Origin of the sequence: Marinobacter santoriniensis NKSG1 (genome assembly GCF_000347775.1) — a bacterium.
Lineage (GTDB): Bacteria > Pseudomonadota > Gammaproteobacteria > Pseudomonadales > Oleiphilaceae > Marinobacter > Marinobacter santoriniensis.
Map to the genome: position 1 here is coordinate 566,354 of NZ_APAT01000015.1, position 23,921 is coordinate 590,274.

General features: G+C 59.7%; 21 protein-coding genes. 6 read left to right on the plus strand and 15 right to left on the minus strand.

From position 1 onward, the window contains the following. Positions 1–13 precede the first annotated feature (13 nt). The 11 genes from fliJ to MSNKSG1_RS08430 form a co-directional block, all read right to left on the minus strand. A complete protein-coding gene (gene fliJ, locus MSNKSG1_RS08380; RefSeq protein ID WP_008938820.1) occupies positions 14–457 on the minus strand; it encodes a flagellar export protein FliJ in 444 nt (147 codons plus the stop codon). Next, on the minus strand, positions 457–1,848 hold the full coding sequence (fliI, locus tag MSNKSG1_RS08385; RefSeq protein WP_008938821.1) for a flagellar protein export ATPase FliI: 1,392 nt from the start codon (positions 1,846–1,848) through the stop codon (positions 457–459). Before fliI ends, fliJ begins: the two co-directional genes overlap by 1 nt. Continuing rightward, complete coding sequence (locus MSNKSG1_RS08390) at positions 1,829–2,722, minus strand: flagellar assembly protein FliH (protein WP_008938822.1); 894 nt, start codon at positions 2,720–2,722, stop codon at positions 1,829–1,831. The genes fliI and MSNKSG1_RS08390 overlap by 20 nt, the downstream gene beginning before the upstream one ends. Continuing rightward, complete coding sequence (gene fliG / locus MSNKSG1_RS08395) at positions 2,722–3,762, minus strand: flagellar motor switch protein FliG (RefSeq protein ID WP_008938823.1); 1,041 nt, start codon at positions 3,760–3,762, stop codon at positions 2,722–2,724. The genes MSNKSG1_RS08390 and fliG overlap by 1 nt, the downstream gene beginning before the upstream one ends. Then, positions 3,755–5,488 carry a flagellar basal-body MS-ring/collar protein FliF gene (gene fliF / locus MSNKSG1_RS08400; protein ID WP_008938824.1) on the minus strand — a complete coding sequence of 578 codons (1,734 nt, stop codon included), beginning with the start codon at positions 5,486–5,488 and terminating at the stop codon, positions 3,755–3,757. Before fliF ends, fliG begins: the two co-directional genes overlap by 8 nt. 15 nt (positions 5,489–5,503) lie before the next feature. After that, complete coding sequence (fliE, locus tag MSNKSG1_RS08405; protein ID WP_008938825.1) at positions 5,504–5,872, minus strand: flagellar hook-basal body complex protein FliE; 369 nt, start codon at positions 5,870–5,872, stop codon at positions 5,504–5,506. Positions 5,873–6,122: 250 nt separating this feature from the next. After that, positions 6,123–7,574: a sigma-54-dependent transcriptional regulator gene (locus tag MSNKSG1_RS08410; RefSeq protein ID WP_008938826.1), complete on the minus strand. Its 1,452-nt coding sequence runs from the start codon at positions 7,572–7,574 to the stop codon at positions 6,123–6,125. Positions 7,575–7,592: 18 nt separating this feature from the next. Then, the gene (locus MSNKSG1_RS08415; RefSeq protein WP_008938827.1) at positions 7,593–8,825 is read right to left on the minus strand and encodes a sensor histidine kinase; all 1,233 of its coding nucleotides are present in this window, start codon (positions 8,823–8,825) and stop codon (positions 7,593–7,595) included. A 222-nt stretch (positions 8,826–9,047) separates the two neighbouring features. Further along, on the minus strand, positions 9,048–10,496 hold the full coding sequence (locus MSNKSG1_RS08420) for a sigma-54 dependent transcriptional regulator (protein ID WP_008938828.1): 1,449 nt from the start codon (positions 10,494–10,496) through the stop codon (positions 9,048–9,050). Positions 10,497–10,566: 70 nt separating this feature from the next. Continuing rightward, entirely contained in the window at positions 10,567–10,896 is a 330-nt protein-coding gene (locus MSNKSG1_RS08425) for a hypothetical protein (protein ID WP_008938829.1), read from the minus strand. Between the two features lie 76 nt (positions 10,897–10,972). Beyond that, the gene (locus MSNKSG1_RS08430; protein WP_008938830.1) at positions 10,973–12,331 is read right to left on the minus strand and encodes a DUF1329 domain-containing protein; all 1,359 of its coding nucleotides are present in this window, start codon (positions 12,329–12,331) and stop codon (positions 10,973–10,975) included. A 203-nt stretch (positions 12,332–12,534) separates the two neighbouring features. Between MSNKSG1_RS08430 and MSNKSG1_RS08435 the strand changes: the two genes are divergently transcribed. Both MSNKSG1_RS08435 and MSNKSG1_RS08440 read left to right on the plus strand, forming a co-directional pair. Next, complete coding sequence (locus MSNKSG1_RS08435; protein ID WP_040886725.1) at positions 12,535–13,047, plus strand: DUF6586 family protein; 513 nt, start codon at positions 12,535–12,537, stop codon at positions 13,045–13,047. Positions 13,048–13,096: 49 nt separating this feature from the next. Then, a complete protein-coding gene (locus MSNKSG1_RS08440) occupies positions 13,097–13,357 on the plus strand; it encodes a hypothetical protein (RefSeq protein WP_008938831.1) in 261 nt (86 codons plus the stop codon). Positions 13,358–13,439: 82 nt separating this feature from the next. On the opposite strand, the gene MSNKSG1_RS08445 is transcribed toward MSNKSG1_RS08440, so the two are convergent. Further along, a complete protein-coding gene (locus MSNKSG1_RS08445) occupies positions 13,440–13,931 on the minus strand; it encodes a cell division inhibitor SulA (RefSeq protein ID WP_008938832.1) in 492 nt (163 codons plus the stop codon). A gap of 33 nt (positions 13,932–13,964) precedes the next feature. Further along, entirely contained in the window at positions 13,965–14,573 is a 609-nt protein-coding gene (lexA, locus tag MSNKSG1_RS08450) for a transcriptional repressor LexA (protein ID WP_008938833.1), read from the minus strand. Between the two features lie 199 nt (positions 14,574–14,772). Here lexA and MSNKSG1_RS08455 point away from each other — a divergent pair, with 199 nt between their 5' ends. The 3 genes from MSNKSG1_RS08455 to MSNKSG1_RS08465 are packed head-to-tail and all read left to right on the plus strand — an operon-like array spanning position 14,773 to position 17,207. Further along, positions 14,773–15,774: an amidoligase family protein gene (locus MSNKSG1_RS08455; RefSeq protein ID WP_008938834.1), complete on the plus strand. Its 1,002-nt coding sequence runs from the start codon at positions 14,773–14,775 to the stop codon at positions 15,772–15,774. Further along, positions 15,767–16,501: a gamma-glutamyl-gamma-aminobutyrate hydrolase family protein gene (locus MSNKSG1_RS08460; protein WP_008938835.1), complete on the plus strand. Its 735-nt coding sequence runs from the start codon at positions 15,767–15,769 to the stop codon at positions 16,499–16,501. The genes MSNKSG1_RS08455 and MSNKSG1_RS08460 overlap by 8 nt, the downstream gene beginning before the upstream one ends. A 13-nt stretch (positions 16,502–16,514) precedes the next feature. Then, complete coding sequence (locus MSNKSG1_RS08465) at positions 16,515–17,207, plus strand: SIMPL domain-containing protein (protein WP_008938836.1); 693 nt, start codon at positions 16,515–16,517, stop codon at positions 17,205–17,207. A 6-nt stretch (positions 17,208–17,213) separates the two neighbouring features. On the opposite strand, the gene MSNKSG1_RS08470 is transcribed toward MSNKSG1_RS08465, so the two are convergent. Continuing rightward, on the minus strand, positions 17,214–20,957 hold the full coding sequence (locus tag MSNKSG1_RS08470) for a translocation/assembly module TamB domain-containing protein (RefSeq protein ID WP_008938837.1): 3,744 nt from the start codon (positions 20,955–20,957) through the stop codon (positions 17,214–17,216). After that, on the minus strand, positions 20,954–22,645 hold the full coding sequence (locus MSNKSG1_RS08475) for an autotransporter assembly complex protein TamA (RefSeq protein WP_008938838.1): 1,692 nt from the start codon (positions 22,643–22,645) through the stop codon (positions 20,954–20,956). The genes MSNKSG1_RS08470 and MSNKSG1_RS08475 overlap by 4 nt, the downstream gene beginning before the upstream one ends. A 233-nt stretch (positions 22,646–22,878) precedes the next feature. Between MSNKSG1_RS08475 and MSNKSG1_RS08480 the strand changes: the two genes are divergently transcribed. Then, on the plus strand, positions 22,879–23,886 hold the full coding sequence (locus MSNKSG1_RS08480; RefSeq protein ID WP_008938839.1) for a hypothetical protein: 1,008 nt from the start codon (positions 22,879–22,881) through the stop codon (positions 23,884–23,886). The last annotated feature ends 35 nt before the right edge of the window (positions 23,887–23,921 follow it).

The following is a 23,921-nucleotide window of genomic DNA, read 5'->3' on the forward strand; positions in this document are numbered from 1 at the left end:
AAGGCTCGCGAAGTCAGCGATTACGTCGGGCAAACGCCCGGCCGGCAGCTTCATCAGCGGCCTTCTGTTCGCGGGCGTCGCGCTCACGGGCTTCCTGTTGCCGGCAGCTCTCGATGTATTTCTCCATGCCCCGCCGACGCTCCCAGGCTTCGTGCCAGTCTTTCCGACGCGCCTCGAACAGCTCCCGGGCCTGGGCAAGTTGCTGCTCCTGATGCCGAATCACCTGGTCCAGCTGCGCGATGAACGCCTGCCACGCCTGCAGACGGGTCACGGCTATCGCTCCCTGCTGGCTCTGACGCATCTGCTGCCGGTACTCGTCCTGATACTGATTCAGATTCGCCAGCTGTTCCTGGTGCTGATCCACCTGTTTGCGAGCCTCGCCCATCCGTTCAAGCGCTGCCTGTTCCTTGCGCTCTTCAACGGTCAGAACCACCTGCAACCGCTCGGACCGCAGCATCATTCAGTTCCCTGGCCGGCCGAAGGGTTGGGTACGGCATCCCGACGTCTGTCGGGGGAGCGTCGTTCCGGAACCACCGCCAGGAGCTGTTCAATGCTGTCCTGCAGCGGCGACCGTTCGTTGAGTCCCTGCTGCAGGAACTGACGCATATTGGGCATGTGCTGGATCGCAAAGTCGGTTTCAGGATCCGAGCCTTTGACATAGGCACCCACGCTGATCAGGTCGCGGGCCTGCTGGTAACGGGAATAGACCTGCTTGAAACGCTGGGCTCGGGAAAAGTGCTCGGTTTCGGTCACCTGCGGCATCACCCGACTGATCGAGGCCTCCACATCGATCGCTGGATAATGCCCCTCTTCGGCGAGCCGGCGGGACAACACAATGTGACCATCGAGTATTGCGCGCGCCGCGTCGGCAATGGGGTCCTGCTGATCGTCGCCTTCGGTAAGAACCGTGTAGAACGCCGTGATCGAGCCGCCGCCCGGACGACCATTACCGGTTCGTTCCACCAACTGCGGCAACTTGGCGAACACCGAGGGTGGATAGCCTTTGGTGGCCGGCGGCTCACCGACTGCCAGAGCGATTTCCCGCTGCGCCTGGGCATAACGGGTCAGCGAATCCATCAGGAGCAGGACCCGCTTGCCCTGGTCCCGGTAATATTCAGCAATGCGGGTGGTCAGCATGGCGGCGCGGAGACGCATCAGGGGCGAGTCATCGGCCGGTGATGCCACCACCACCGAGCGGGACAGGCCCTCATCACCGAGAATATCCTCAATGAACTCCTTGACCTCGCGGCCCCGTTCACCGATCAGTCCGACGACCGTGATGTCGGCGTCGGTGAACCGGGTCATCATGCCGAGCAACATACTCTTACCGACACCACTACCGGCAAACAGGCCCAGCCGCTGCCCCTGGCCGACGGTCATCAGGGCGTTGATCGCCCGAATGCCAACATCCATGGACTGCCGCACCGGTGCACGATTGAGGGGATTGATGATCTCGCCCGAGAGAGGCACGCGGGCTTCCGCGTGCAGAGGACCTTTACCGTCCAGGGGCTCACCGCTGCCGTCCAGAACCCGACCGAGCATTTGCGGGCCGACCGGAACCCGACTGGCAGCCGAGAGTGGAATCACCCGGGCGCCGGGCTTCAGGCCATCAATGGCGGTAAGCGGCATCAGGTAGACCCTGTCATCCTCGAACCCGACCACTTCGGCCTCAACGCTTCCGGCACCCTGCCCCTGGATAACGCATCGGTCTCCGACCACCATCGGACAGCCGACGCATTCCAGCGTCAGGCCCACCATACGTGTCAGACGGCCGGACAACTCCGGCTCGGGCTCGGAACCGACAAACTCCTTCAGCCGGTCCAGTCGCTCAGCCAGGCGGGACGTCATTATCACCTTCCCCCTGCTCCTCGGCCGCCGGTTCATCCGGACCGGACCCGCCCGCCGGACCACTGAGTACGTCCCGGTGGAAGTCCGTCAGATCGCCCATCAGCGAATCCAGCTCTTCCGCATCGACGGCCTCGCCCTCACCGAGTTGCTGGTCCAGCATGTCCTGCACCGCCCGCTGGAAGCGTTTCTCCACGGTAAAATCCACGAGGCTGTGCCGGGTCTCGACCCGGCAGCCACCAGGCAGGACTGATTCATCCTCAACCACGGAAGCCGGCGAATCCAGACGACCAGCAACCTGTTCAACCAGTTCCGCATCGTCCGGGTGTATGTGAATGCGAACCGCATCGGCCGTGGATGGCAAGGAATCGAGTGCCCGCCGAACGACCTGTTGAATCTGCGAAGAATCGATGGACAGCTCGCGATATACCACGGCCCGGGCCAGTACTGTGGTCAGATTCACAAGGGCCGTCTCAATTTCATCTTCATGGCGTCGAATCGGGAGCAACAGTTCGGCCAGCAGATGTTCCAGACGATCCAGCTTGGCATCCACCTCTTTCCGGGTGTCTTCAAGCCCGGTGGAACGCCCCTCTTCGCGGCCCTCCGATAGACCGGTCTCGCGGCCTTCCGACCGACCCTGTTCGAACCCCTCGGCGTGCCCTTCCCGATAGCCCGTTTCACGCCCCTCCCGGAATCCGTCCTCCCGGGCGGCTTCACGAATCTCTTTGATGTCGGCAGCCGTCAGCGGTTTGACGTTCCGTTCTTCCTCTCGAGGAACCTCGTTGCCCTTTTCATCAAGCAGGGGCAATTCCCACCGTTCATAGGCGGTAAGCTTTTCCTTGGGAATACGGTGAAGGTCTTTCTGGGAGCCTTTCATTACATCATTTCTTCGCCGGCACCGCCGAGGGTGATTTCACCGGCTTCGGCCATACGGCGGGCAATGGTAATAATGTCTTTCTGGGCCGCTTCGACCTCACTGACACGGACCGGCCCTTTCGCCTCCAGATCGTCCTGAAGCAGTTCTGCCGCACGCTTGGACATGTTCTTGAAGATCTTCTCCTTGACGCTTTCATCGGAGCCCTTGAGCGCTACCACCAGCACCTCGGACGACACTTCCCGCAGCAGGGCCTGGATGCCCCGGTCGTCCACGTCCTTGAGGTTGTCGAAGACGAACATCAGATCCTCAATGGTGGACGCCAGATCCGGATCCATGTCCTTGATCGAATCCATCAGGTTGCCTTCGATCGACCGATCCATAAAGTTCATGATGTCCGCCGCACGCTTGACCCCGCCAATCCGGCTTGTCTGGGCCGCCGAGCCACCGGAGAACTGTTTCTCCAGGATGTCGTTCAGTTCCTGCAACGCCTGGGGCTGGATGCTTTCGAGCGAGGCAACCCGCATCATTACGTCCAGCCGAACCTTTTCGTCCAGAGTGCCAAGGATTTCTGCCGCCTGGTCGGGATCCAGATATGAGATAACGATGGCCTGGATCTGGGGATGTTCGTAGCGGATGATATCGCCAACCGCACGGGGCTCCATCCACTTGAGCGTATCCAGACCGGTGGTGTTCCCGCCAATCAGGATGCGGTCAATGAGGCTGGCCGCCTTGTCGTCACCCAGTGCCTGGGTCAGCATGGCGCGAATGTAGTCGTCGTTGCCGACGCCCAGCCCGGTCTGTCCGCCAACGGCATCGACAAACTGGTTCAGGACAAAGGTCACATCATCCTTGCTGACGTCCCTCATCTGGGCCATGGCCACGCCGACCCGCTGGACCTCTTTCGGCCCCATGTGTTTGAGCACTTCGGCAGCGTCCGCCTCACCCAGGGACATCAGCAGGATGGCTGCCTGTTCCACCCGGGGGATCTTGCGCTGTGGTTTGCTCGGGGCGTCGCCGCCCTGATTGGCTTGGTCAGTCATCCACATTCACCCATTGACGCATGACCTGGGCGACCCGGGCCGGGTCTTCCGCAATCAGGCCTTTCAATGCATTCAACTGCCTATCATAGCTGTCGGTCGCGCCCGGCAAAAGAAGTTCATCGTCCGAAGTCATGGCCTGCCGGAGGGCGTCTCCGCCTTCGATGTTGTCCAGTTCGCCATAGCCGGATTCGTCTCCGCCCCCGCGCTCCCGGCGGCCGCCACCGGAAAGCGACTTCAGTGTCGGACGGAGCAGGCCGAGGACCAGCACCAGAATCACCAGCCCCGCCAGCACCTGCTTCATCAGATCCCAGAACCAGGGCTGCTGCCAGAAGGCCGGCGTCTCGACCTGGATGTCCTCTTCGGGTGCAAACGCTGTATTCATAACAGTCACGCTGTCGCCCCGGGCCGCGGAATAGCCCACCGCGTCACGCACGAGCATATTCAGGCGCTGCAGTTCCTGTTCCGGCCAGGGCTGGTAGCTGACCGCCCCGGTGTCCGGATCCACCACTTTCATGTCATCCACTGCGAGAGCCACGGTGAGCCGTTTGATCCGACCCTGCTCCTGGCGATGATAGCTGACCGTACGATCCATTTCGTAATTTCGGGTGGCCTCCTGACGCACATCCAGAGGCTGCTGCGCCTGTTGGCCCTGCTGATTCTGCTGACCCTGCTGGTTTTGTTGGCCGTTACCGGCATTGGCCTGCTGGGGCACTGTGGCATTGCCGGGAGGCTGATTGGAGAGCGCACCGGGGATGCCCTGGGGGCCGCTGCCGGGCGCCCGACGCTCGGTCAGTTCCCGTTCACTGCGAACGGCTTTCTGGTCCGGATTATAAAGCTCCTGAGCCTGCTCCCGGGATGAAAAATCCAGGTCCGCAGAGACTTCCGTACGAAAACGGCCGTCACCGACAATAGGACCGATCAGCGACGCCACCCGCTGGCTCAGACGCTCTTCCACCCTGTTGGTGTACTCATACTGGTCCTTCATGCGAGCGGTGTTGCTGCCATCTTCCTTGCCAGTCAGCAGGTTGCCGTTCTGGTCAACCACCGTGACATTGTCCTTGTTCATCATGGGGATACTGCCGGCAACCAGATTGACGATGGCATCAATCTGTTCCTGGCCCGGGCGACGCCCCCCGAATACCTCGAGGAAGACAGAGGCAGAGGGTTCCCGGGCATCCCGGATAAAGACCGAACGCTCGGGGATGGCAAGATGAACCCGGGCACCACGAACACCACGCATGGCACCAATCGTGCGGGCCAGCTCGCCCTCAAGGCCCCGGCGATAGCTGATGGTCTCCATGAACTGGGACGTACCCAGTCCCCGCTCCTGATCGAGCAACTCGTAGCCCATGGCCTTCTGGTCGGTGACTCCTTCGGCCGCCAGTTTCAAGCGGGCGTCGTAGACCTGATCCGACGGCACCAGCAGCGCGCCGCTACGGGGATCCATTTTGTAGTCAATCCCGTTGCTTTCGAGAATCGACGTCACGTCCTGGGGATTGTAGGAAGAAAGATCGCCCACCACCGGCTGGTAATTGGGCTCCTGAGCCCAGAGAACAACAGCAACGCCCAGGGCAACACTGGCCGCAAGCCCCACCATCAAACCGATCTGGCGAAGCAGGTTGAGGCGGTTGAAGCCCATCATAAGATCACTGCGGCTCTCCGGCGAATCCTCCTCGCGGGATGCGGGCACATTGGTCTGGGCGGTTTCTGCAGGTACGCTGGCCATGTCTGTGCTCCGTTATCAGATCGGCATGTTCATGATGTCTTCGTACGCTTTGACCACCCGGTTGCGCACCTGTGTCAAGGCCTCAAAGGAAACCGAGGACTTCTGCGAGGCAATCATGACTCGCGTGATATCGACGTTGGGGTCACCCATTTCATAGGCCGAGCGAAGTTCACTGGCGTTCTGCTGCAGCTCATTGACGTTGTTGACTGCATTGCCAAGCATATCGCTGAAACTCGGAACCTCACCGGTTTCGTCCACCTGGCGCGGACGATCAATACGACCGCGCACCGACTGATCCATCTCAACCCGCTGGTTCTGCATCATCTGAGAACGCAGGTTTCGAATTTCAGACAGAACGTTGTTGATGTCGGCACGTTGAACCATAACTCTCTCCCGGCCCCGTTGTGTGGGTAACGCCGTTTCCTTTATCGGACAATTACCAGACGGAAAGCAATGACCAGGCCAGATTAGAATTTCACTTTATTTTCATGAAGTTAAAACAACGAAAAGGCCCTGAACATGAAGCCGTGACGGAGTTTTGACAGGCGTCGGCCATGGTCCGGGCCCGCGCAGGCAGGAGAAGATAAAAAAATGGCACCCGAGAGGGTGCCAACAAGGAGTGTGTTGGAGACTGTCAGGCCGTAGCCAGCTCGCCATCCAGATCGATCCCGGCATCGCGCATTTGAGCCAGCTTGTATCGAAGGGTCCGTGGGCTGATGCCCAGCTGCTCGGCCGCGCGATTACGACGTCCACGCTCTTTCTTCAACGTCTGGATAATGATACGGAATTCCTGCTGTCGCAGATCATCCCCCAGGGACCCGGCGGCGAAATCCGCGTCACTATCGGCATCGATCGTCTCCGCAGGGGCCTCAAGCGGGTCTCCAACAGGCGCTGTCCCGGAAGACGGATAGTCAGACATGGCTGCCGGACTGGCGCTCAAATCCGGCCTGCCGGTAATCCCAAGTTCCAGACAGAGGTCCCCGGCGTGAATGACATTGCCCTGATGCAGAACCAGCGCCCGCTGGATGGCGTTATCCAGCTCCCTTACATTCCCGGGCCAGCGATGACGGGTCAGCGCATCACGGGCATCGGCCGCAAAGCTGATACCGGTCAGCTTCATTTTCTGACAGTGCTTGCGCAACAGCGAATTGGCCAGCGGCATTACGTCCAGCGGACGCTCCCGCAACGGTTGCCAGTGCATCGGGAAAACGGTCAGCCGGTAATAGAGGTCCTCGCGAAATTTGCCTTCCCGAACGTAATCCGCAAGATCCCGGTTGGTGGTGGCAATCACCCGGACATCCAGGGAAATGGTCTTGCGCCCACCGACGCGCTCCACTTCCCGCTCCTGCAGGACCCGCAGCAGCTTGGACTGCAACCCCAGATCCATTTCAGAGATTTCGTCGAGCAGGATCGTACCGCCGTTAGCCTGCTCGAATTTGCCCGGGGACGAGGCGACCGCACCCGTAAAGGCGCCCTTCTCGTGGCCAAACAGGATGGCCTCCAACATGTTTTCAGGAATCGCTGCGCAATTAATCGCAACAAACGGCTGCCCGGCGCGGGGTGACTGCTGGTGAATGTAACGGGCCAGCACTTCCTTACCGGTGCCGCTTTCCCCGGAAATCATGACCGTCGATTCGGACTGGGCCACCTTCGTTGCCAACTGGAACATACGCTTGCTGACAGGATCCTCCGCCACCGGCTCATCGCCGGCTTTCTGCCGCTGGCCCCCGACAACCCGGGTCACGGCCTCCACGAGAACCTGTGGCTCAAACGGCTTGACCAGATAATCGATTGCACCCGACTGCATGGCGGATACCGCATGGCTGATCTGGCCATAGGCGGTAATCAGCATCATCGGAAGTCCGGGATACAGCCTCTGCACCTCCCGAAGCAACTCGTGGCCGGACAGACCAGGCATATTTACATCACTGACGACCATGTCGACCGGCGATTCGGCAAGCCGGGCCAGAGCCTCTTCGGCGTTTGCCGCTTCGCGAACCCGGAAGCGCGCCAGCTCAAGGGTGGTTACCAGCGCCTCACGCAAGTCATGGTCGTCTTCAACAATCAGAATCTGGGCCTTCGCCATGGTCGCCTCCGATCAGTCCTAATTCTTCAACAGTGGCAGGCACAGTGTCGCAACCGCGCCGCCCTCTTTGCCCGGAGCAATGGAAAACCGCCCCTGATGCGCCTTCGTCACTGCCTGGACAACAGCCAGCCCCAGCCCCGTACCATGGGATTTGGTGGTGTAGAAAGCCTCCATCAAACGCTCCGCGTCAGCCTCATCAAAGCCCGGACCGTTATCTGCAACACGAATGCTCAACTCACGACCGATCGACGCCAGTTCAACATCCACTCGTGTGGCGCCCGCTTCCAGACTGTTGTTGATGAGATTGGTACACGCACCCACCAGCGCATCGCGGTTGCACATCAGACGGGGCTCTCCCCCGAGTCGATCGTCCAGAGACACGGAGACGCCCGTGGCTGTGCGCAGGGATTCCATAGCTGACCTGAGCGCGGTGACGAGCGTTGCTGCAGAGAGCTCTTCGGCCAACCGGGTTTCGCCCCGGGCGAAAATCAGCATGTCACGCACCTGCTGCTCCAGGTGAGTCAACCGGGACATCAGACGCGACGCACAGCGCTGCCGCATCTCTTCATCCAGTTCCTGTTCACTCAGATGGCCTCCGTAGAGGATCGCCGCAGACAGCGGTGTCCGGATCTGGTGTGCCAGCGACGCGACCATCTTGCCCATCGCGGACAAACGCTGGGCGTGCGCAAGCTGGGACTGCAACTGCCGGGTTTCGGTCAGGTCGGTGAGCAGAATCAGCTGCCCGGGCTGATTCTCCATGGTCCGGATCTCGATACTGACGCGCCGGCCATCTTTCAATGACACCTCATGGCCATCATCCCGTCTCGGTGCAAAGCAACGCTGAATGACATCGACCCAGCGCTCCCCCTCCAGAGGCTCACCCAGCAGCGACACGGCCGCCGGATTGGTCTGGCTGACCACGCCCTGGCTGTCCAGCACCACCACGCCTGCGGGCAGAGCTGTCAACAACGTGGAAAGCCTGTCTGCCAGGCGCTCCTTCTCTTCCAGCTCCTGTTGCCGCTGAAGAGATTCCTGGGTCAACTCACCGGACAACTGATTCACGCGTGACTCAAGCGTGCGGTAGGAATCGGTAATCTGCTGGGACATCCGGTTGAACAGCTTGAGTGCGGAGTCCACCGCCTCATCGCCCTGCTCGGGAAACAGGGCCGTGACCTTGTCATTCACGTCAGCTGCGGCATTGCCATGCGAATCCCGGATATCGGATTCCAGTGCAAATTGGGAATGATTCATACGCTCGCTCTCCTGACCCGCCCCAATCGTGGACGTTGTCTTCGGATTTATTCGTTAGCGAGCACTAAAGCCAGCTTCGTGCCAGGTTTTATTTTTCTTTATATTTCAATGGGTAGGAAGTTAAAAAAAGAAGGGGTTGACGGTATTTCGTCGCTTTTCGAGGGGCGCGGCGCCCAGGGTAACGAACCTTTGACGCCTTTGTCCGGAGAACCTGAGGAGCCGTCAGGACTCCTCGGTTTCCTCCCGAAGACCGTACTTGCGAACCTTCTCAACCAGAGTGGTGCGCCTGATCCGCAGCTTCTCTGCGGCGCGGGCAACCACCCCGCCAGCTTCGTCCAACGCCTGCTGTATCAACTGTTTTTCCAGGTTGGCAAGATAATCCTTGAGGTCGATGCCGTTTACCGGCAGAAGGGCCGGCGCATCGAGCCCGACCAACCCGGGTATACCAGACGGCATACCGGAATCCTCTACCGGCCGATTTTCATCGTAATCGTCCACGTATCGGAACTTCTTGGGCAATTCCTGAACGCCGATGACGGCATACGGATGCATGATGGCCAGACGCTCGACGAGGTTGGCCAGCTCGCGAACGTTTCCCGGCCAGTCATGCCGACAGAGGCTCATGATTGCCGCAGAGTTCAGGCGCAGGGAGCCCCGCTTCTCCTTCTCCATGCGAGAGATCAGTTCGTTGATCAACAGCGGAATATCCTCCACCCGCTCACGGAGTGACGGCATTTCAATCGGAAACACATTCAGGCGGTAGTAGAGATCCTCCCGGAAATGCCCGGCCTCGATCATGTCTTCGAGATTCTTGTGCGTGGCCGCAATGACCCTGACGTCGGCACTCTGGGTACGATTGCTGCCCACGCGCTCAAATGTCCGCTCCTGCAGCACCCGAAGAATCTTGACCTGCATGTTCAGCGGCATATCACCGATTTCATCAAGGAACAGTGTCCCGCCCTCGGCCATTTCGAACCGACCGACGCGGGCCGTGATGGCGCCGGTGAACGCCCCCTTCTCATGGCCGAACAGTTCGCTTTCCAGCAACTCTGCCGGGATGGCACCGCAGTTAACCGGGACGAACGGCCTGTCACGACGGGACGAATGGTAGTGCAGGTTGCGGGCGACCACCTCCTTCCCGGTGCCGGACTCACCGGTAATCAGAACACTGACATCTTTGTCGGCCACCTGCTCCATCAGCTGACGAACCTGCTGCACCTTGCGGCTGGTTCCCACCAGACTCCGGAACAGCTGGACACCTCGCTGCTGGCCGCGGTCACGGCTACGATCAAACTGGTCCCGATAGATCTGTGCGCGATAGAGCGAGTCGACAAACTTGGTGTAATTCAGCGGCCATTCCAGCCGGGCAATGATTCGGCTGGCCTGATCGGCGGATAGCTCGGAGATGTCCGGATCACCCACCATCAGTACCGGCACACCCTCAACCTGACTGCACAGATTGGCGATGTGGCGAATACCCTCAGGCTCTTCGCCGTTAACGATGGCCACCGCGACGTCGGCAAGCGCCTCGGCATCATCTGCAGCAAAGAGCTCCCGGGCGTCTTCGCCTGAGAAAATCTCCTCCTCACCGATGAACTCAAGAATGGTGACCATATCGCGCCGTCTTGAGTCGTCCGCACTCAATACCAGCACTTTGTTATTTTTGGACATTCACGGAAATCTCTTTGGGGATTTGTGCGGTATTTAAGACTGTCAGGCTTCGCGAGTCAATTTTATGACGCTATTTGGGGCGATCAGACGAAACATTCTGATAGGCACGGGCCGCACTGCGGTTTCGGGTAACGTCGCGGAGCTCGGATTCCGCTCTGGAACGCGCCCGGGTGGCACTTTCATTCGCCGCGTCAACAAACTGTTGCAACTCCTCCAACCGCTGTCTGACCGGCTCTGCTTCGATTTCACCGGCCTCCAGGGCGGCCATCAGAGGTTCCACTGTCGGCTTGACGGAGGCATTCAGTCGGGCCAATTCCTCCCAGTCTTCCCGGGCCAACGCCGTGCCAAGGTCAGCCAGAAGCTGATCGAGATGTTCGAAGTGAGTGGGGGAATCGGCCATGCCACAATCTCCTTGATTCAGTCATCAGGAATGATGGCAGGCCGGGGCGGGAGGTACAAGCGCCCCGGCCCCGGCCTTAACGGCGTGCCGCCCGACGCGCCGCCGAAGCGGAGAATTCGGTACTGCGGAATCCCGGACTGAAGTCGTATGGGGCAAACCCTTCATCCAGGCCGTCGATGTAGTAACGACCGGCTTTGAGATCGTAGGTCATTTCCATTGTGGTCCAGAACACAGGTTCACTGTAATAGCTGATGTTATGGGCTTCGGACACACGCCAGAGCTTGCCGGCCTCGTCGTATTCTTCCGACACCAGAATCTGCCAACTGTCTTCATCGACGTAGAAGACCCTGCGGGAGTAGATATGGCTAATCCCGGTGCGCAACGTCGCCTCGACCACCCACACGCGATGCAGCTCATAACGTGTCAGGGCCTGGTTAATGTGTTGGGGCCGGATAACATCGGCCGGTCGCACGTCAGGATCATGAAGCCGGTAAGCGTTATACGGGACGTAGATTTCCCGCTTGCCCTTTAGCGTCCAGTTGTACTGGTTGGGCGCGCCGTTGTACATATCCTTCTGGTCGACGGAACGCAGCGACGACGAGTTGGGAAGATCGGTCTCGTAAGCCAGATTCGGGGAGCGGCGCAGCCGCCGTGAGCCCGCGTCGTATCGCCAGGCCAGGCGGGGAGAGCGAACCTGGTCCAGTGTCTCGTGAACCAGCGTGATGGTGCCGGCCAGTGTTGAGGGTGCGACCGTGTTGGTTTTGAGGTAGAAAATCTTGTTGTCGATGTCCTGGAGCTCCGCACCCTTCTTGCTGTAGGCAAAGAAGTACTCGTAATCATTCACCACGGGGTTATAGGCACCATCGACCTGTGGCGTTGCCGATGCGCTTCGGAATGCCACTTCCTGTCCCCGATAACGCAGAATATGGTTCCAGATCACCTCAAGGCCGCTCTGAGGAATCGGAAAGGGGCTGGTCATGATCGTGTTGCGAACGCCATTTCCGTTCTCAAGCAACTCGGCCGTCCGGGCATTCTCCATCGATTTCCTGTAGACAATGTCCGGAAACGCCGCGGTTCGCCGGGTCTGGTAGATCGGCATAAAAAAATCAGGACCGTATTTCTCGAGCATCCGCCGGTGCCCATCCGTCAGCTTTCCCTTGTACAGATCCATATTGTCCCGGGTGATCACGAACAGGGGCTCGTCCTCTGGAAACGGATCCCTTTCAACCGTACCCGGCTCCCAATCCTGGGGCGGCTGCTTGAGACCACCCTGCCACTCCGGGATGACGCCTGACGCATTTCCGCTGCGCTCCGCTCCGACCGGAGTCAGCTCCTTCCCGAGCCTGGCAGCCTCTGACGGTTGAACGGCAGACAGCGCCGCACCCGAAAACCCCAACAAGACTGCCAAAAGACCCGCCGACATCTGACTTCGCATGACCGACACCTCTCCAGATTTGATATAACGGCCCGCTTTTTGCCAAATTCAAACGGTCGTTTCAAGCGTTTGTTTGTATCTTCTTGTGAAGCTGGCGAATGAAATTACGGTCAGGTGCAGAAATTCCTGGCCGAAAATGGTATGATTCCGGGTTTACTGACGCTTTGCATTCTCCAACTTTGCTTCTTGACCTCAGGTAGTCCATGGCCTCTCAGTGGTATTCACTGGTTTCCCAAAAGCTGTTCCTGGCCCAAACGCTGTTAGGCCAGCTTGAACCGGGTTCTCGTTTCGGAACCGGGGAGACTTTGACGGAGGCAGAGAAAGCACTGAATCGCGAGGCAGCGACTCAAGGGGCCGTGGAATTGATGCTGCGGGGACGGCGGCTACTGCTGGTTCTGATTGCGAATCTGTACCAGCACCGCAACGCACAACCCGAATCACTGAGTCAGCTGCAGGCCTTAACCGGTCCGGAAAATCAGGACGTCCAACGCCTCACGGAGCTGGCTGCCCAGCCCGGTAGTTGGTGGAGTCATCTGGATCAGCTTGAGCACAGCCAGGGCCACCCGGCAGCCACCCGCAAAACTGTCAGCGATGAAAATATCATTGCTGTGGCAGCGGAGCCGGGGCCCGACCGAACACCCTCCGGGTTGATGAAAACCCTGGAGGCGCTCAGACACTTTGCCGAGGACCTTAACGAACAGCACAGTGAGTGGTAGAGCCTTCACCGCTGAACGTTCAGGCCCCAACAACAGACAGGTTTACCGAATGTCACCATCTTTTTTCGAGATCGTACAACTGAGCAATGGAGACTATGCGCTTCGTCGCGTCGATGACGACAGCGCCCCCCTGGTGAAAATTTCCTTTTCCGAGGAAGCCCGGGAAATGATGGAAGACCGTGATATGAATGTGGCCAAGGCGATGATCGCCGCAGGCATCGAGGCCGTCGGCAACGTTGCCCACGACATCGACTGGGAAGAGGAAGACATTGAGGCGATTGATCCGCAACCGTCGTACACGCTGCACTGATGTGACAGACGGGCGGGCACCGTGCGGGACGATCCGGGCTCTCGGGCCAGGGTTGCCGCCGAACCCTCGCCCCAGCCATTGCTTACCGCTGGCGCAACACCACTCCGTGACTTTTCCCCTCAGCCGACGCCCGCTGAAGCGATTCAAACCCTGCCCTGCTCAGCTTCTGCGTCCAGAGAACGACGGCATGGCAAGTGCCCGCCTTCAGAGCACGCTCGGCAAGCCGCTGGGCAGGTAACTCGCTGGTCGACCTCAGAATTAGAAGTTCGCCCGCCACGATCCCATGCATTTTCTGCCACTTGCTGACCAACGCCTGTGGCGGATCAATCCATGCGAGCCAACGCTTCTCCTGATTCAGCTGCGTCAGCATTGGTAGCAGGAGCTGAAAATTCTCGACCTGGCCCTCAGGCAGAATGATTTCCGTGACGTTACCAGCAACCTCGGCGGGCTGCGCTTCTCTGACCCGGCGTGCCCGAAGCACGGACCTGCGATCTCTGCCGGTCGGGGCGGCAACCGTTCCGGTCAGAGCCCCCTGATGGTATGCCAGATTCTGATTAAAACTCAGCTGTTCCATAGTTCACCCGCTTCGACTGTTCACGCGTTTGATTCAGTGCAGGTCCGAACGTCGGATCACACCGACACCCAGGCCTTCGATAAACAGCTCCTGTTCGGCCAGATCGACTTCGATCGGATCGAACTCCTCGTTCTCGGCGATCAGGTAGACCTTGCTGCCATCTCGCCGGAATCGCTTGACCGTAACCTCCTCGCCTACCCTGGCAACGACGACCTGCCCGTTGTGAACGTCTTGCGTGCGGTGCACCGCCAGCAGGTCACCATCCAGGATTCCTATATCCTTCATGCTCATCCCCCTGACACGCAGGAGATAGTCCGCCGAGGGCGAGAAAAAGTCCGGCTGAAGTGTGCAGTGATCCTCAATGTGTTCCTGGGCGAGAATCGGGCTACCGGCTGCGACCTGACCGATGACCGGCAAACCGAGATCTTCCTCGGCCTCGGGCAACCGGATACCCCGACTGGCACCGGGAACCATTTCGATGGCACCTTTGCGGGCAAGCGCCCTGAGATGCTCTTCCGCCGCATTCGCCGAGCGGAAACCAAGCTCTGCCGCAATTTCCGCACGTGTCGGTGGATATCCGGTTTCATCAACGTAGCGCCGGATGATGTCGAGTACCTGGGATTGCCTTGCCGTTAGCTTCATTCGGGAACTCCGGGTGGGCCCTGAGCCCGACATTATCGAGCCGGACAGAGCCTGTTTTTTTATACAGTAATCGAACTATATACAGTGTTTTATCCAGTGTAAAGTCGGGGGACTTAAAATTTGTGGGCGGTGCCAGGGGGCTGCTGTCTCGCCGGGTATGCTATGGTGTCCGGACCATGGACCAAAGGGCAGGAAACCTATGCCGAACGCCGACACCTGCAGGTTGCCGGACGTACAGACCACCCACACCGGAGAGGAGCGCCATGTGGGCGTCGAGGTCGAACTCTCCGGCCTTGGATATCGGGATCTGGTGGACCTGGTATCGAAACTGCTCAAGACCCCGGCCGAGTCCGAGGCCCGGTATGTGTCCCGGGTGACAACCGAGCTTGGAACCTTCGCCATCGAACTGGATTCCGATCCGATCAAAGAGCTGGATCTGACCGATGAGCGTCTGCCGGAATCCCTCCGGGAAATCGGTGGACAGGCGATGGGCGTTATCGATGCCGCAGCCGAGCGTATCGTCCCGCTGGAGGTGGTTACACCCGCCATCCCGCTCTCTCGCCTGCAGGAGGTGGAATCACTGGTGGATTCGCTCCACCTTGCCGGCGCCCAGGGCAGCCGGGAAGCCATCTACTTTGCATTCGGACTGCAACTCAACCCGGAGTTGCCGGATCTGGAGGCCAGTACCATCGTGCGATACCTCCAGGCATTTGCCGCGCTTTACGACTGGCTGAAGTCCAGGCACCAACTCGACATCAGCCGGAAGTTCACCACCTACATAGAACCCTGGCACAGCCGCTACTCCGAGCAGATCATGGCGGATGACTATGCGCCGGATCGGGAAGCACTGATGCGTGACTATCTGGAGCTAAACCCGACCCGAAACCGGGCGCTTGACCTGCTTCCCCTGTTCGCCCATCTGGACAAGCCACTGCTGGACCAGTACGTCCAGGATCCTCGCATCAAGAGCCGTCCGACGCTCCATTACCGATTACCTGACTGTGACATCGGCAACCCCGAATGGCACTTTTCAAACGTCTGGAACGACTGGGTGGTGGTTGAACAGGTTGCCAACCATGCCGAAGATCTGGCGGAACTTCGCGCGGCCTTCCGCGACAGCCAGAAATTCAATTTTTACAATCTGACCCACAGCTGGCAGGAAATGACATCCAAATGGCTGAGCAACAAGGGCTATGTCTGAGCAGGAGACCGATACTCCGGGGCTGACGATCGGAATCAGCGGCCCCGCGCACCGGGGCCTTGCCCATCGGCTGATCAGCCTCGGCGTCCGGATGCACGGAGCCGGCACCTTCTACATTCGGCCGGGCTCCAGCGTCGATGTCAGCCTGCTGGATGGCCTGATTCTGTCCGGGGGAACCCATGTTCATCCGTCGAACTATGGCCAGCAACCCCAGGTGACAGCCCGTTACGATCAACCCCGGGACGCAACAGACCGGCGACTGCTGGGCGATGCCGAAGCGCTCGGCATCCCGGTAATGGGAATTTGTCGGGGCGCCCAGTTCATCAATGTGTTTCACGGCGGATCACTGTGCCAGAACGTCACACCACTGAGGGTAAACACCCGTCATCGCCCTCTGCTGCTGCCCCTGCAAACCGTCAAGGTGGTGGCCGGCACACGGCTCAGTCGTCTGATGAATGCGCCAGTGATCGGTGCCAACCGGATACACAGCCAGGCCATCAAACGCCTGGGGCGAAACCTCAGGGTGGTTGCCGTGGACAACGATCTTTTTGTGCAGGCCTTTGAAAATACCGGTCGCCAATGGCTGATGGGCGTTCAGTGGCATCCAGAATACCTGCTCTACCATGGTGGCCATCGACGCATCTTCCGGGAATTCGTCGACGCCGCCCGGGCTTTCAAGCGCACCCGGCTCGAGCCGGAAAAGAACGATCAAAACCCCTCTGGCTGAAGGAGATCACGCCATGAAGATACAACGAAGGAGTTCCCCGGGACTGGTTGCCGGCCTGATACTCGCCCTGGGCGCCACATCGGCATTGGCCGGAGAATTGTCCCTGACCGGCGAAGGGTCCGTACGCTACGAACCGGACAGCGCCAATCTGCAGTTCACCGCCAATGCAGAGGCGGCCACTACCACGGAGGCCGCCAAGCAAGTCCACAATACCATTGCGCAATGGCGGCAACAGACCGAGAAGTGGCGGAGTCAGTTCCAGGATTACAGCGATGCACGCCTGAGCCTTTACACGCGAACCCGTCCGCCAGTGGAACGCAATGACGAGCCAAAGCAGGTGGCGGTTGCCAATCAGACAGTGAGCTTCAGCATTCAGGATCTGGAGTTGCTGAACCCGATTCTCGAGAAAGCACAATCGCTCGGCCTGGAGTACCACCTGAGCCCGAATCAGTTCTTCCACTCCAACCCGCACAGCCTGGAGCAGGAGGCCCTTCGTAAAGCCATTGCCGACGCCCGCCGTCAGTGCGAGTTTGTGGCGAGCCAACTGAATCAGAAATGCGGAGACGTGGTCACCATGACCGTTAACGGCGGCTTCCGCCCCATGCCCCTGATGATGGCGGAATCCCGGGCGGCAAAAGACACCGTCGGCAGCGTGGGGCCGCAGGAAATCAAGGCCTCGGTCAGCGCCACCTTCAAGCTTGAGTAAGCCAACTCAGAAATCCCGGGTGTAGAAGATGTCGAGGGAAGCGGCCAGACCACTGGCCGCTTCGAGATAGAAGTATTTGCCCAGATCGTATCGAAGGGCCACCGTGGTGATCGGCTGAAAGATCCCGACCCCGTACCGCACGCTGAGATCATCGGTCAGGTAACCACTGGCGACAACGGACGTCTGATCCCCCGTGCCCTCCGCCTCCAGCGCCAGATTGCGGATGCCCAGTTCCTCGCCGACTTTGCCGGTCAATTTGCTTGCCTGGGTGAGCCCCAGGGAGAGTGCCGCGCGGTTCATCTGTCCCCTGTCACCCTGGCTCTGGGGCGCACGACCGAGAATCAGGTAAGACAGGGCATCGGTCTGAGGCATGTCCGGCGTCGAGAACACCTCGGTCGTTGGCGAGCGCACCGGACCACTCAGACGCAGCCCGGCAGTCACAGAGCCCACCTCCCGAATGGCCTCGACATCCAGATAGGGTTGCGTCAGGTTACCCACGAAAAGCAAGCGTGCCTGTCGGAGCTCGAGTTCCTGCCCGTAGGCTTCGTAATGCCCCTTCACCAACTGCAGGGTGCCTCGGGTATCCATATCGTTGCCAATACGCAGGGTCCCCTCGAGATTGCCGGTAATGCCGAAGGCGGCAAAGCTGACCTCGTCCTCACCCACCCGCACAGTCACGTTCATGTTCATGCTTCGGATCGCGGGCTTTTCCGCTTCGACACCGACCACCACCTCGTCATCCGATATTTGAACGGCCTGGTCAGGCAGGGACTGGATCTCGATACTGCCCCGGGGGACCGAGACGTCGCCGGACACACTCAGGCTGCCCTGACTGAAGTCGATGGCCAGATCCGGCCCGACCTCCAGATGCGCGTAGGGTTCAATATTCAAGGGAACCCTGGAGCCTTTCACCGTAACCCGACCTTTCCAGCCGTCGGTCCAATCCAGGGAACCATCGAGAAGCGTTTGACTCCGGGCGTTGCTCCGGATGCGCCCACTGATGTCCGCCGAGCGTCCTTTGAGATCCATCTGCATGACGATGTTTTCCATCGGTATGGGCAACGAGGGATCCATCACGCGGCCATCGGTCAATGTCAGCTGACCGGTAACTTCCGGATTCATCAGGGGGCCTGACAGTCGGCCCTGCCCATTGACCTCGCCGGCAACCTCCTTGAAACGCGTGAACACGCCTGCCACCGCCACATCCAGACTCTCAAGGCTGAACTTGCCATCAACCTGACGATCCGGACTGGACGGGTCAACAGACAGATCCAGATTCAGGTCTCCAAGGCCTTTTCCGGCGAGGTTGACCGTCAGCCTGGCTACGTCCGGTTCGAGTTTCAGCTCGGTGACAAAGGTCTGATAACCGAGACTCTGCCAGTCGCCATCCACCAGAACCTCGAACTGGCCACTGCCCGCGTCGACACGGATATGCCCCCTGGGCCCGGTGTCCGACAGGGTCAGCGCAATCTGACCATTCAATTCCGACTCCCATCGCAGCGTCTCCGGCAGAAGCGGAGACAGCGCACTCGCCGGAAAACGCTCGATCCGGTAAGCGATATCCGGTTGTGGCCAGAGCTGCTGTTCATCCGCGCACACCGAGCTCTGTTTCCAGGCCCAGCAATGGGCGCCGAACCGGATTTCTTTGCCGCCCTGCCATGACAGCGACGCTGGTGACTGCAATAGCCATTGTTGATCCTGGCTGGCGATATCAATACGACCGCTGGCAAGCTGTCCCTGCCACTGGGACCACCCGGATTCAAATCCGCCGGAGAATGAAAGGGCAACGGTGGCGTCGTCCTGCTGCAGGTCCACCTTCAACGTGTGGGCCCCTTCGGTACCCGATGCATTCAGGGTCACCGTATCAATCCGTTGTCCGCCGGCGGCCAGCCCCTTGCCCTTCAGCTCCGCTGTCAATCGCTGGCCTTGGGCCAACGAGGCCTTTGCGTCCAGGCTCTCCAAAGCCACTTTTCCCTGCCAGGCCAGTTTCCGGCCCTTGAGGGAGAGATTGCCTGTCGGATCGGCCGGCGTTCCGGCCAGATGTAGCTGCCCCTCGACCTGACCTTCCAGGTCAGCCAGAAACTGCTCAGGTGATGGTAGGTCCAGGGAGAGATCTCCCTTGATCTGATCGCCCCATGCACCGCTGCCAGAAACCCGATTCTCCCCGACCAGGAGTTCGAAATCGGACAGCAACCACCGCCCGCTGCGGGTATCAAGACTACCGGTAGCCCGCGTATCGTGAGTACGCCAGGTCCCCTGAAGGTCCCAGTTGGCCGTCAGGTCGGGGCCTGCGCCGGACTGCCATGAACCTTCGCTCCGGACCTGCCCATCCAGGCTGGCTTCGAGCATGGGGAACCAGGCGCCCGGGTTAAAACCACTGAGATCCAAAGCAGCTTTCCAGGTCAGCGGTCCGTCGAAGCCCAGTTTGCCCTGGCCGGTCATTGAGCCGGCTTCGCTGGACAATTTAAGCTCCGATACGGTCACGGCCTGAAAGTCGCCGTTCAAAGAGGTATCGATGTCGGCGGCCCCCTGGGGACCGTCCGTTCTGGCATGCAAGGTCGCCTGGTATTCCCGACCCTCAAGCGACAGCTGGCCTGTCAGGGTCTTCAGCTCAATTGCCGGCTCGGCCATCCCCGGAATCAGCGTAAACCAGGGGAAGCGGTCCATCGTCAGGTCCGCCTGCGCACGGATTCCTTCCAGCCAGTGCACATTGCCCTGAAGCCGCATGGTTCCGGCGGAATCTCCTCTGCTGGAGAGTTTCAGTGTGGTATCGCGGGCACCGGAGGTGGTCACCAGACCGGATAACGACAGATCCACCGGCCCGGCCGTCCCGGGCAATGTGGCCTGTCCCTGCGTCCGGAACCCCTTCTTCAGGGACCCTTTGGCTTCAATCCGGATATCCGAGAACGCCAGCGTGGACGGCAGGGTCGACAGTCCTCTGAACCGGTCCGACCGGATAGTAAGCTCTGCCGGCAAGGCCGGATCCAGGGGAGAGACCTGCCCGGCCAGCGACGCGCTGAGATAGCCCTTGCTGGTTCCATTCACCCTTAAAGACCGCACACTTCCGGCCAACTGCAGGCTCACCAGCCACTGGTCCCCTTCCGGCGGCGGGAGAGAGGCCTGGACATCGAGGTCTACCGGCCAGTCTCCACGCGTGGTGATTTGGCCACTGGCCGTCACGGCATAATCCGCCAGCCGGTAGGACACACGCCCGAGCGACCAGTCCGCCCCCGAACCACTTCCCTCCAGCTCGAACCGGTCCCAGATGCGGGATTGATTCAATTCAAACGGCCCCAGCCGGACGTCCGCGAGGCGGATCGAGATCGGTATATCGAGCGTTGGCAGCTGCGGTCCTGCTGAAGGCCCCTTATCGCTTTCCGATGGGGCGGTCGTCACGGTGATCGTGTCGGCATGAAGGGAGTCGAGGCAAATTTCCTTTTTCAGCAGGCACGAGGGCGACCAGTCGATCCTGGGCGCCACAAGGTCAAGGGTGATGCCGTAACCTTGCCAGTGGAGATGCTGAGCCTGCCAGTTTCCAAGCAAGCTCCCCCGACCGGACTGAACGGACAGCCCCGGGACCTGTTGAATCACCCAGGCCGTTCCGGTCTCGGAGCGCAGGGCCAACAGGATGCCGGCCACCAGCAACACCAGAATCAGGGCAAGCAGCCCCAGCACCAGAGCGATCCAGCGCAAGGGATGTCTGCGCCCGGTTGTTCCGGACTCCGGCTCCGACGGTTTCTCGTCTGTCACAGCTCCGGCCCCATAGAGAAATGAATGCGCCAATCGCCCCCGAGCTCGGAATTGAGCCCCTTGGCAAAATCCAGCCGAAGGGGGCCCACGGGGCTGATCCAGCGTATACCGACTCCAACTCCCGTCGCGAGCGGGTCTAGCAGGTCGTTGATCGCATTGCCATGGTCCACAAACACCGCTGCCCGCCAACGATCGGCAAACTCGTATTGGTACTCGCCACTGCCCACCAGCAGATAACGCCCGCCAACCGGGACTCCGTCGTCGTTCTCGGGAGACAGCGTCTGGTAACCGTAGCCTCGCACACTCTGATCACCGCCGGCGAAGAAACGCAGGGATGGCGGCACGTTCTCAAACCGGTTAGTGGCAACACCACCAAACTGGAAACGCGCCAGAAACCGGTGTTTGCCGGCCAGCGTGTACAGCCCCCTGAGCTGGGTGTATACGTGAAGGATATCCACGTCGGATAGCGCCGCCCGGTGGGATCCGGATACATCGAATTGCAGGCGGTATCCCTGCGACGGGTCCAGGGCGGAATCCTGATGCAGTTTCGTGTAACTGGCACCCGGTAGCAACAGGCTGCTTTTGCCGGTATCGGCACCATCGATATTGTAGCGTTCCCCTTCCCAACTCAGCGACAGCACCTGCAGCCAGCCACTATCCAGCTGATGCTGCCATTGCTGGCCCAGGGTGAGGCGGTCCGAGGCGACATTTTCGATGTCCTCACGCTGGTACCCGGCGGTCAGGCGAATCGAATCCGTCATCGGAGGATCCAGTGGCAATTCATACCAGGTCGTCAGATTCTGGCGAGGTTGGGAAAGTTCCGTCTCAACCCCTCGCTTGTGCCCCATCGGGTTAATCCAGTGCTCCCGCCAATTACCGCGGACGCGGGGGCCGACATCGGTGGAGAAGCCGACACCGGCAGCGACGGAACGCGGGTCCCGGCGCGTGAGGGTAACCCGCACAGGGATCTCACGATCAACCGCGTTGTCCGGCGAAGCATCGATATCCACACCGGAAAAATAGCCGCTGCTGGACAGGTTTCGGCTCAACCGGGCGATGATATCCGCATCGTAGGGCGTACCCGGTTCGAAGGTTACAAAGTCCTCCAGCAGTGACGTTTCGAAATAGTGATCGTCGGCAAAGGTGACATCGCCCAATTGATACCGTTGGCCGGACTGGAATACCAGGCGAATTTCAGCACTCTTGTCTTCGGGATTCACCGTCAGGGTATGGGCCAGAAACTGGCCGTCGAAATAGCCCAGTTTTCGTGCGCGACTGCGGATTGCGTCTTTCAGGTTGGAATAACCACTGTGATCCAGTACGTCCCCGACCGACGGTGATTCCGGGATAGCATCCGTAAAGTCCGGATCGTCCCCGGCAGGCCCCTTGATCGTCACTTCCCGGGCTGTAATCTTGACCGGCTCACCCGGCGAAATCTTCAGAGCCAGTCGCGCCAGTGCCTCCGAATCGCCGGAAATTACCTCCCAGGTAATGGTCGGTCGATAATATCCGAGCGCCCTCAGCGCCTGTTTGGCCTGACCGACCGCAGTCGGTGCATACCGTCTCAGGTTATCCTCACTACGTCCGTCCACCTCGCCGATGAAGGCCTCGACGTTGGACACCAGCTCGGGGTGGTCGCCTTCGACCTGCACGTCTACCTGCTGGGCAAGACCAATGGCCGGAGCCATCAACCATAGCAGCAGGAGCGGTCGAAAGAAGGCGCGTGTCAGGATCGGGTTGATAGATGGACTCCGCTTGGTCGTTTTCCGCTCACGGGACCGGAATGGAACGGATCAAGACTGGAATTTTAGCGCCACAGGGTCAAGTTAATCCATGGCGAGCAAACAGGTCGTGCTGAGTAGGCAAATACGCTAACCTGTCAGACACTTAGAGACCCCATGCAGGATTGGTTGGCCGTTTCATGTTGCAGATTAACCGGGAAAACCTGAAATCCAGTCATCAGCTCGTCTGGTTCATCATTGATTTTCTGATGCTCGGCCTGCTGATTCTGAACCTCGCCTTTATCATCTGGGACTCGATCTACGGCTTTGTCGCGGTACAGCACCTGTTGCAGCAGCACCTGCCTGCGTTGCAGTCGGCCTACCATCCGATCCATGAACGCTTCATTTTTTACGATCTGATTTTTGTCAGCATCTTCCTCACGGAGTTCTTCGTTCGCTGGGGATACGCCATCAAGACCAGCATCTACGATCGCTGGTACTTCTACCCGTTCATCCACTGGTACGACGTGGTGGGCTGCATCCCGGTTGGCAGTCTGCGCTTTCTGCGCATCCTGCGGGTCATTTCAATTGTCTACCGGCTTCACCAGTACCGGATCATCGACATTACCAGCACCCGCATTTACCAGTTCTTCAACTTCTACTACGAAGCCTTCATGGAGGAACTGTCGGACCGGATCGTCCTGAAGGTCCTGACCGGAGTGCAGGAGGAGGTGCGTCGTGGCTCACCCCTGTTCGACCACATCCAGCAGGATATTCTCTATCCGAGGCGGGGCATGCTGTCGGACTGGATATCCCGCCGCGTCGCCGAGGCGGCCCAGGAAGGCTACGTTCCCAACCGGGGTGCACTGCGGCACTACCTGGAGAATCGCGTCGACCATGCCCTGAAACAGAATCTGGAGCTGTCCAGACTGAAATATCTTCCGGTCGTGGGCTCGACCATCCAGGAAACGCTGGAGGGAGCGGTCGGCGATATCGTCGCCAATGTCATTCACCAGATTCTCGAGGATCTGGCCTCCGCCTCGAACCATGCTTTCATTGAAGACATCGTCAACGTGTTCCTGCCGACCCCGGAGGGTGTGGCGGCCGACGACACCCAGAACCAGGCTTTGATCGAGCTGATTATCGAAATTATCGATGCCATCAAGGGACAGGTCCGCGTCAAGCATTGGCGGGCACAACTGCCCTGATAACGGACGCCCCTAATCACAACAACAAGGATCTC

Bases quoted from the DNA above. Each gene is read 5' to 3' on its own strand.
- MSNKSG1_RS08440 (WP_008938831.1), top strand. From the start codon at position 13,097: ATGTCACCATCTTTTTTCGAGATCGTACAACTGAGCAATGGAGACTAT.
- MSNKSG1_RS08415 (WP_008938827.1), bottom strand. From the start codon at position 8,825: ATGAATCATTCCCAATTTGCACTGGAATCCGATATCCGGGATTCGCAT.
- MSNKSG1_RS08445 (WP_008938832.1), bottom strand. From the start codon at position 13,931: ATGGAACAGCTGAGTTTTAATCAGAATCTGGCATACCATCAGGGGGCT.
- fliF (WP_008938824.1), bottom strand. From the start codon at position 5,488: ATGGCCAGCGTACCTGCAGAAACCGCCCAGACCAATGTGCCCGCATCC.
- MSNKSG1_RS08480 (WP_008938839.1), top strand. From the start codon at position 22,879: ATGTTGCAGATTAACCGGGAAAACCTGAAATCCAGTCATCAGCTCGTC.
- MSNKSG1_RS08455 (WP_008938834.1), top strand. From the start codon at position 14,773: ATGCCGAACGCCGACACCTGCAGGTTGCCGGACGTACAGACCACCCAC.
- fliI (WP_008938821.1), bottom strand. From the start codon at position 1,848: ATGACGTCCCGCCTGGCTGAGCGACTGGACCGGCTGAAGGAGTTTGTC.
- fliG (WP_008938823.1), bottom strand. From the start codon at position 3,762: ATGACTGACCAAGCCAATCAGGGCGGCGACGCCCCGAGCAAACCACAG.
- fliJ (WP_008938820.1), bottom strand. From the start codon at position 457: ATGCTGCGGTCCGAGCGGTTGCAGGTGGTTCTGACCGTTGAAGAGCGC.
- MSNKSG1_RS08420 (WP_008938828.1), bottom strand. From the start codon at position 10,496: ATGTCCAAAAATAACAAAGTGCTGGTATTGAGTGCGGACGACTCAAGA.
- fliE (WP_008938825.1), bottom strand. From the start codon at position 5,872: ATGGTTCAACGTGCCGACATCAACAACGTTCTGTCTGAAATTCGAAAC.
- lexA (WP_008938833.1), bottom strand. From the start codon at position 14,573: ATGAAGCTAACGGCAAGGCAATCCCAGGTACTCGACATCATCCGGCGC.
- MSNKSG1_RS08425 (WP_008938829.1), bottom strand. From the start codon at position 10,896: ATGGCCGATTCCCCCACTCACTTCGAACATCTCGATCAGCTTCTGGCT.
- MSNKSG1_RS08435 (WP_040886725.1), top strand. From the start codon at position 12,535: ATGGCCTCTCAGTGGTATTCACTGGTTTCCCAAAAGCTGTTCCTGGCC.
- MSNKSG1_RS08410 (WP_008938826.1), bottom strand. From the start codon at position 7,574: ATGGCGAAGGCCCAGATTCTGATTGTTGAAGACGACCATGACTTGCGT.
- MSNKSG1_RS08465 (WP_008938836.1), top strand. From the start codon at position 16,515: ATGAAGATACAACGAAGGAGTTCCCCGGGACTGGTTGCCGGCCTGATA.
- MSNKSG1_RS08430 (WP_008938830.1), bottom strand. From the start codon at position 12,331: ATGCGAAGTCAGATGTCGGCGGGTCTTTTGGCAGTCTTGTTGGGGTTT.
- MSNKSG1_RS08390 (WP_008938822.1), bottom strand. From the start codon at position 2,722: ATGAAAGGCTCCCAGAAAGACCTTCACCGTATTCCCAAGGAAAAGCTT.
- MSNKSG1_RS08475 (WP_008938838.1), bottom strand. From the start codon at position 22,645: ATGGCTCCGGCCATTGGTCTTGCCCAGCAGGTAGACGTGCAGGTCGAA.
- MSNKSG1_RS08460 (WP_008938835.1), top strand. From the start codon at position 15,767: ATGTCTGAGCAGGAGACCGATACTCCGGGGCTGACGATCGGAATCAGC.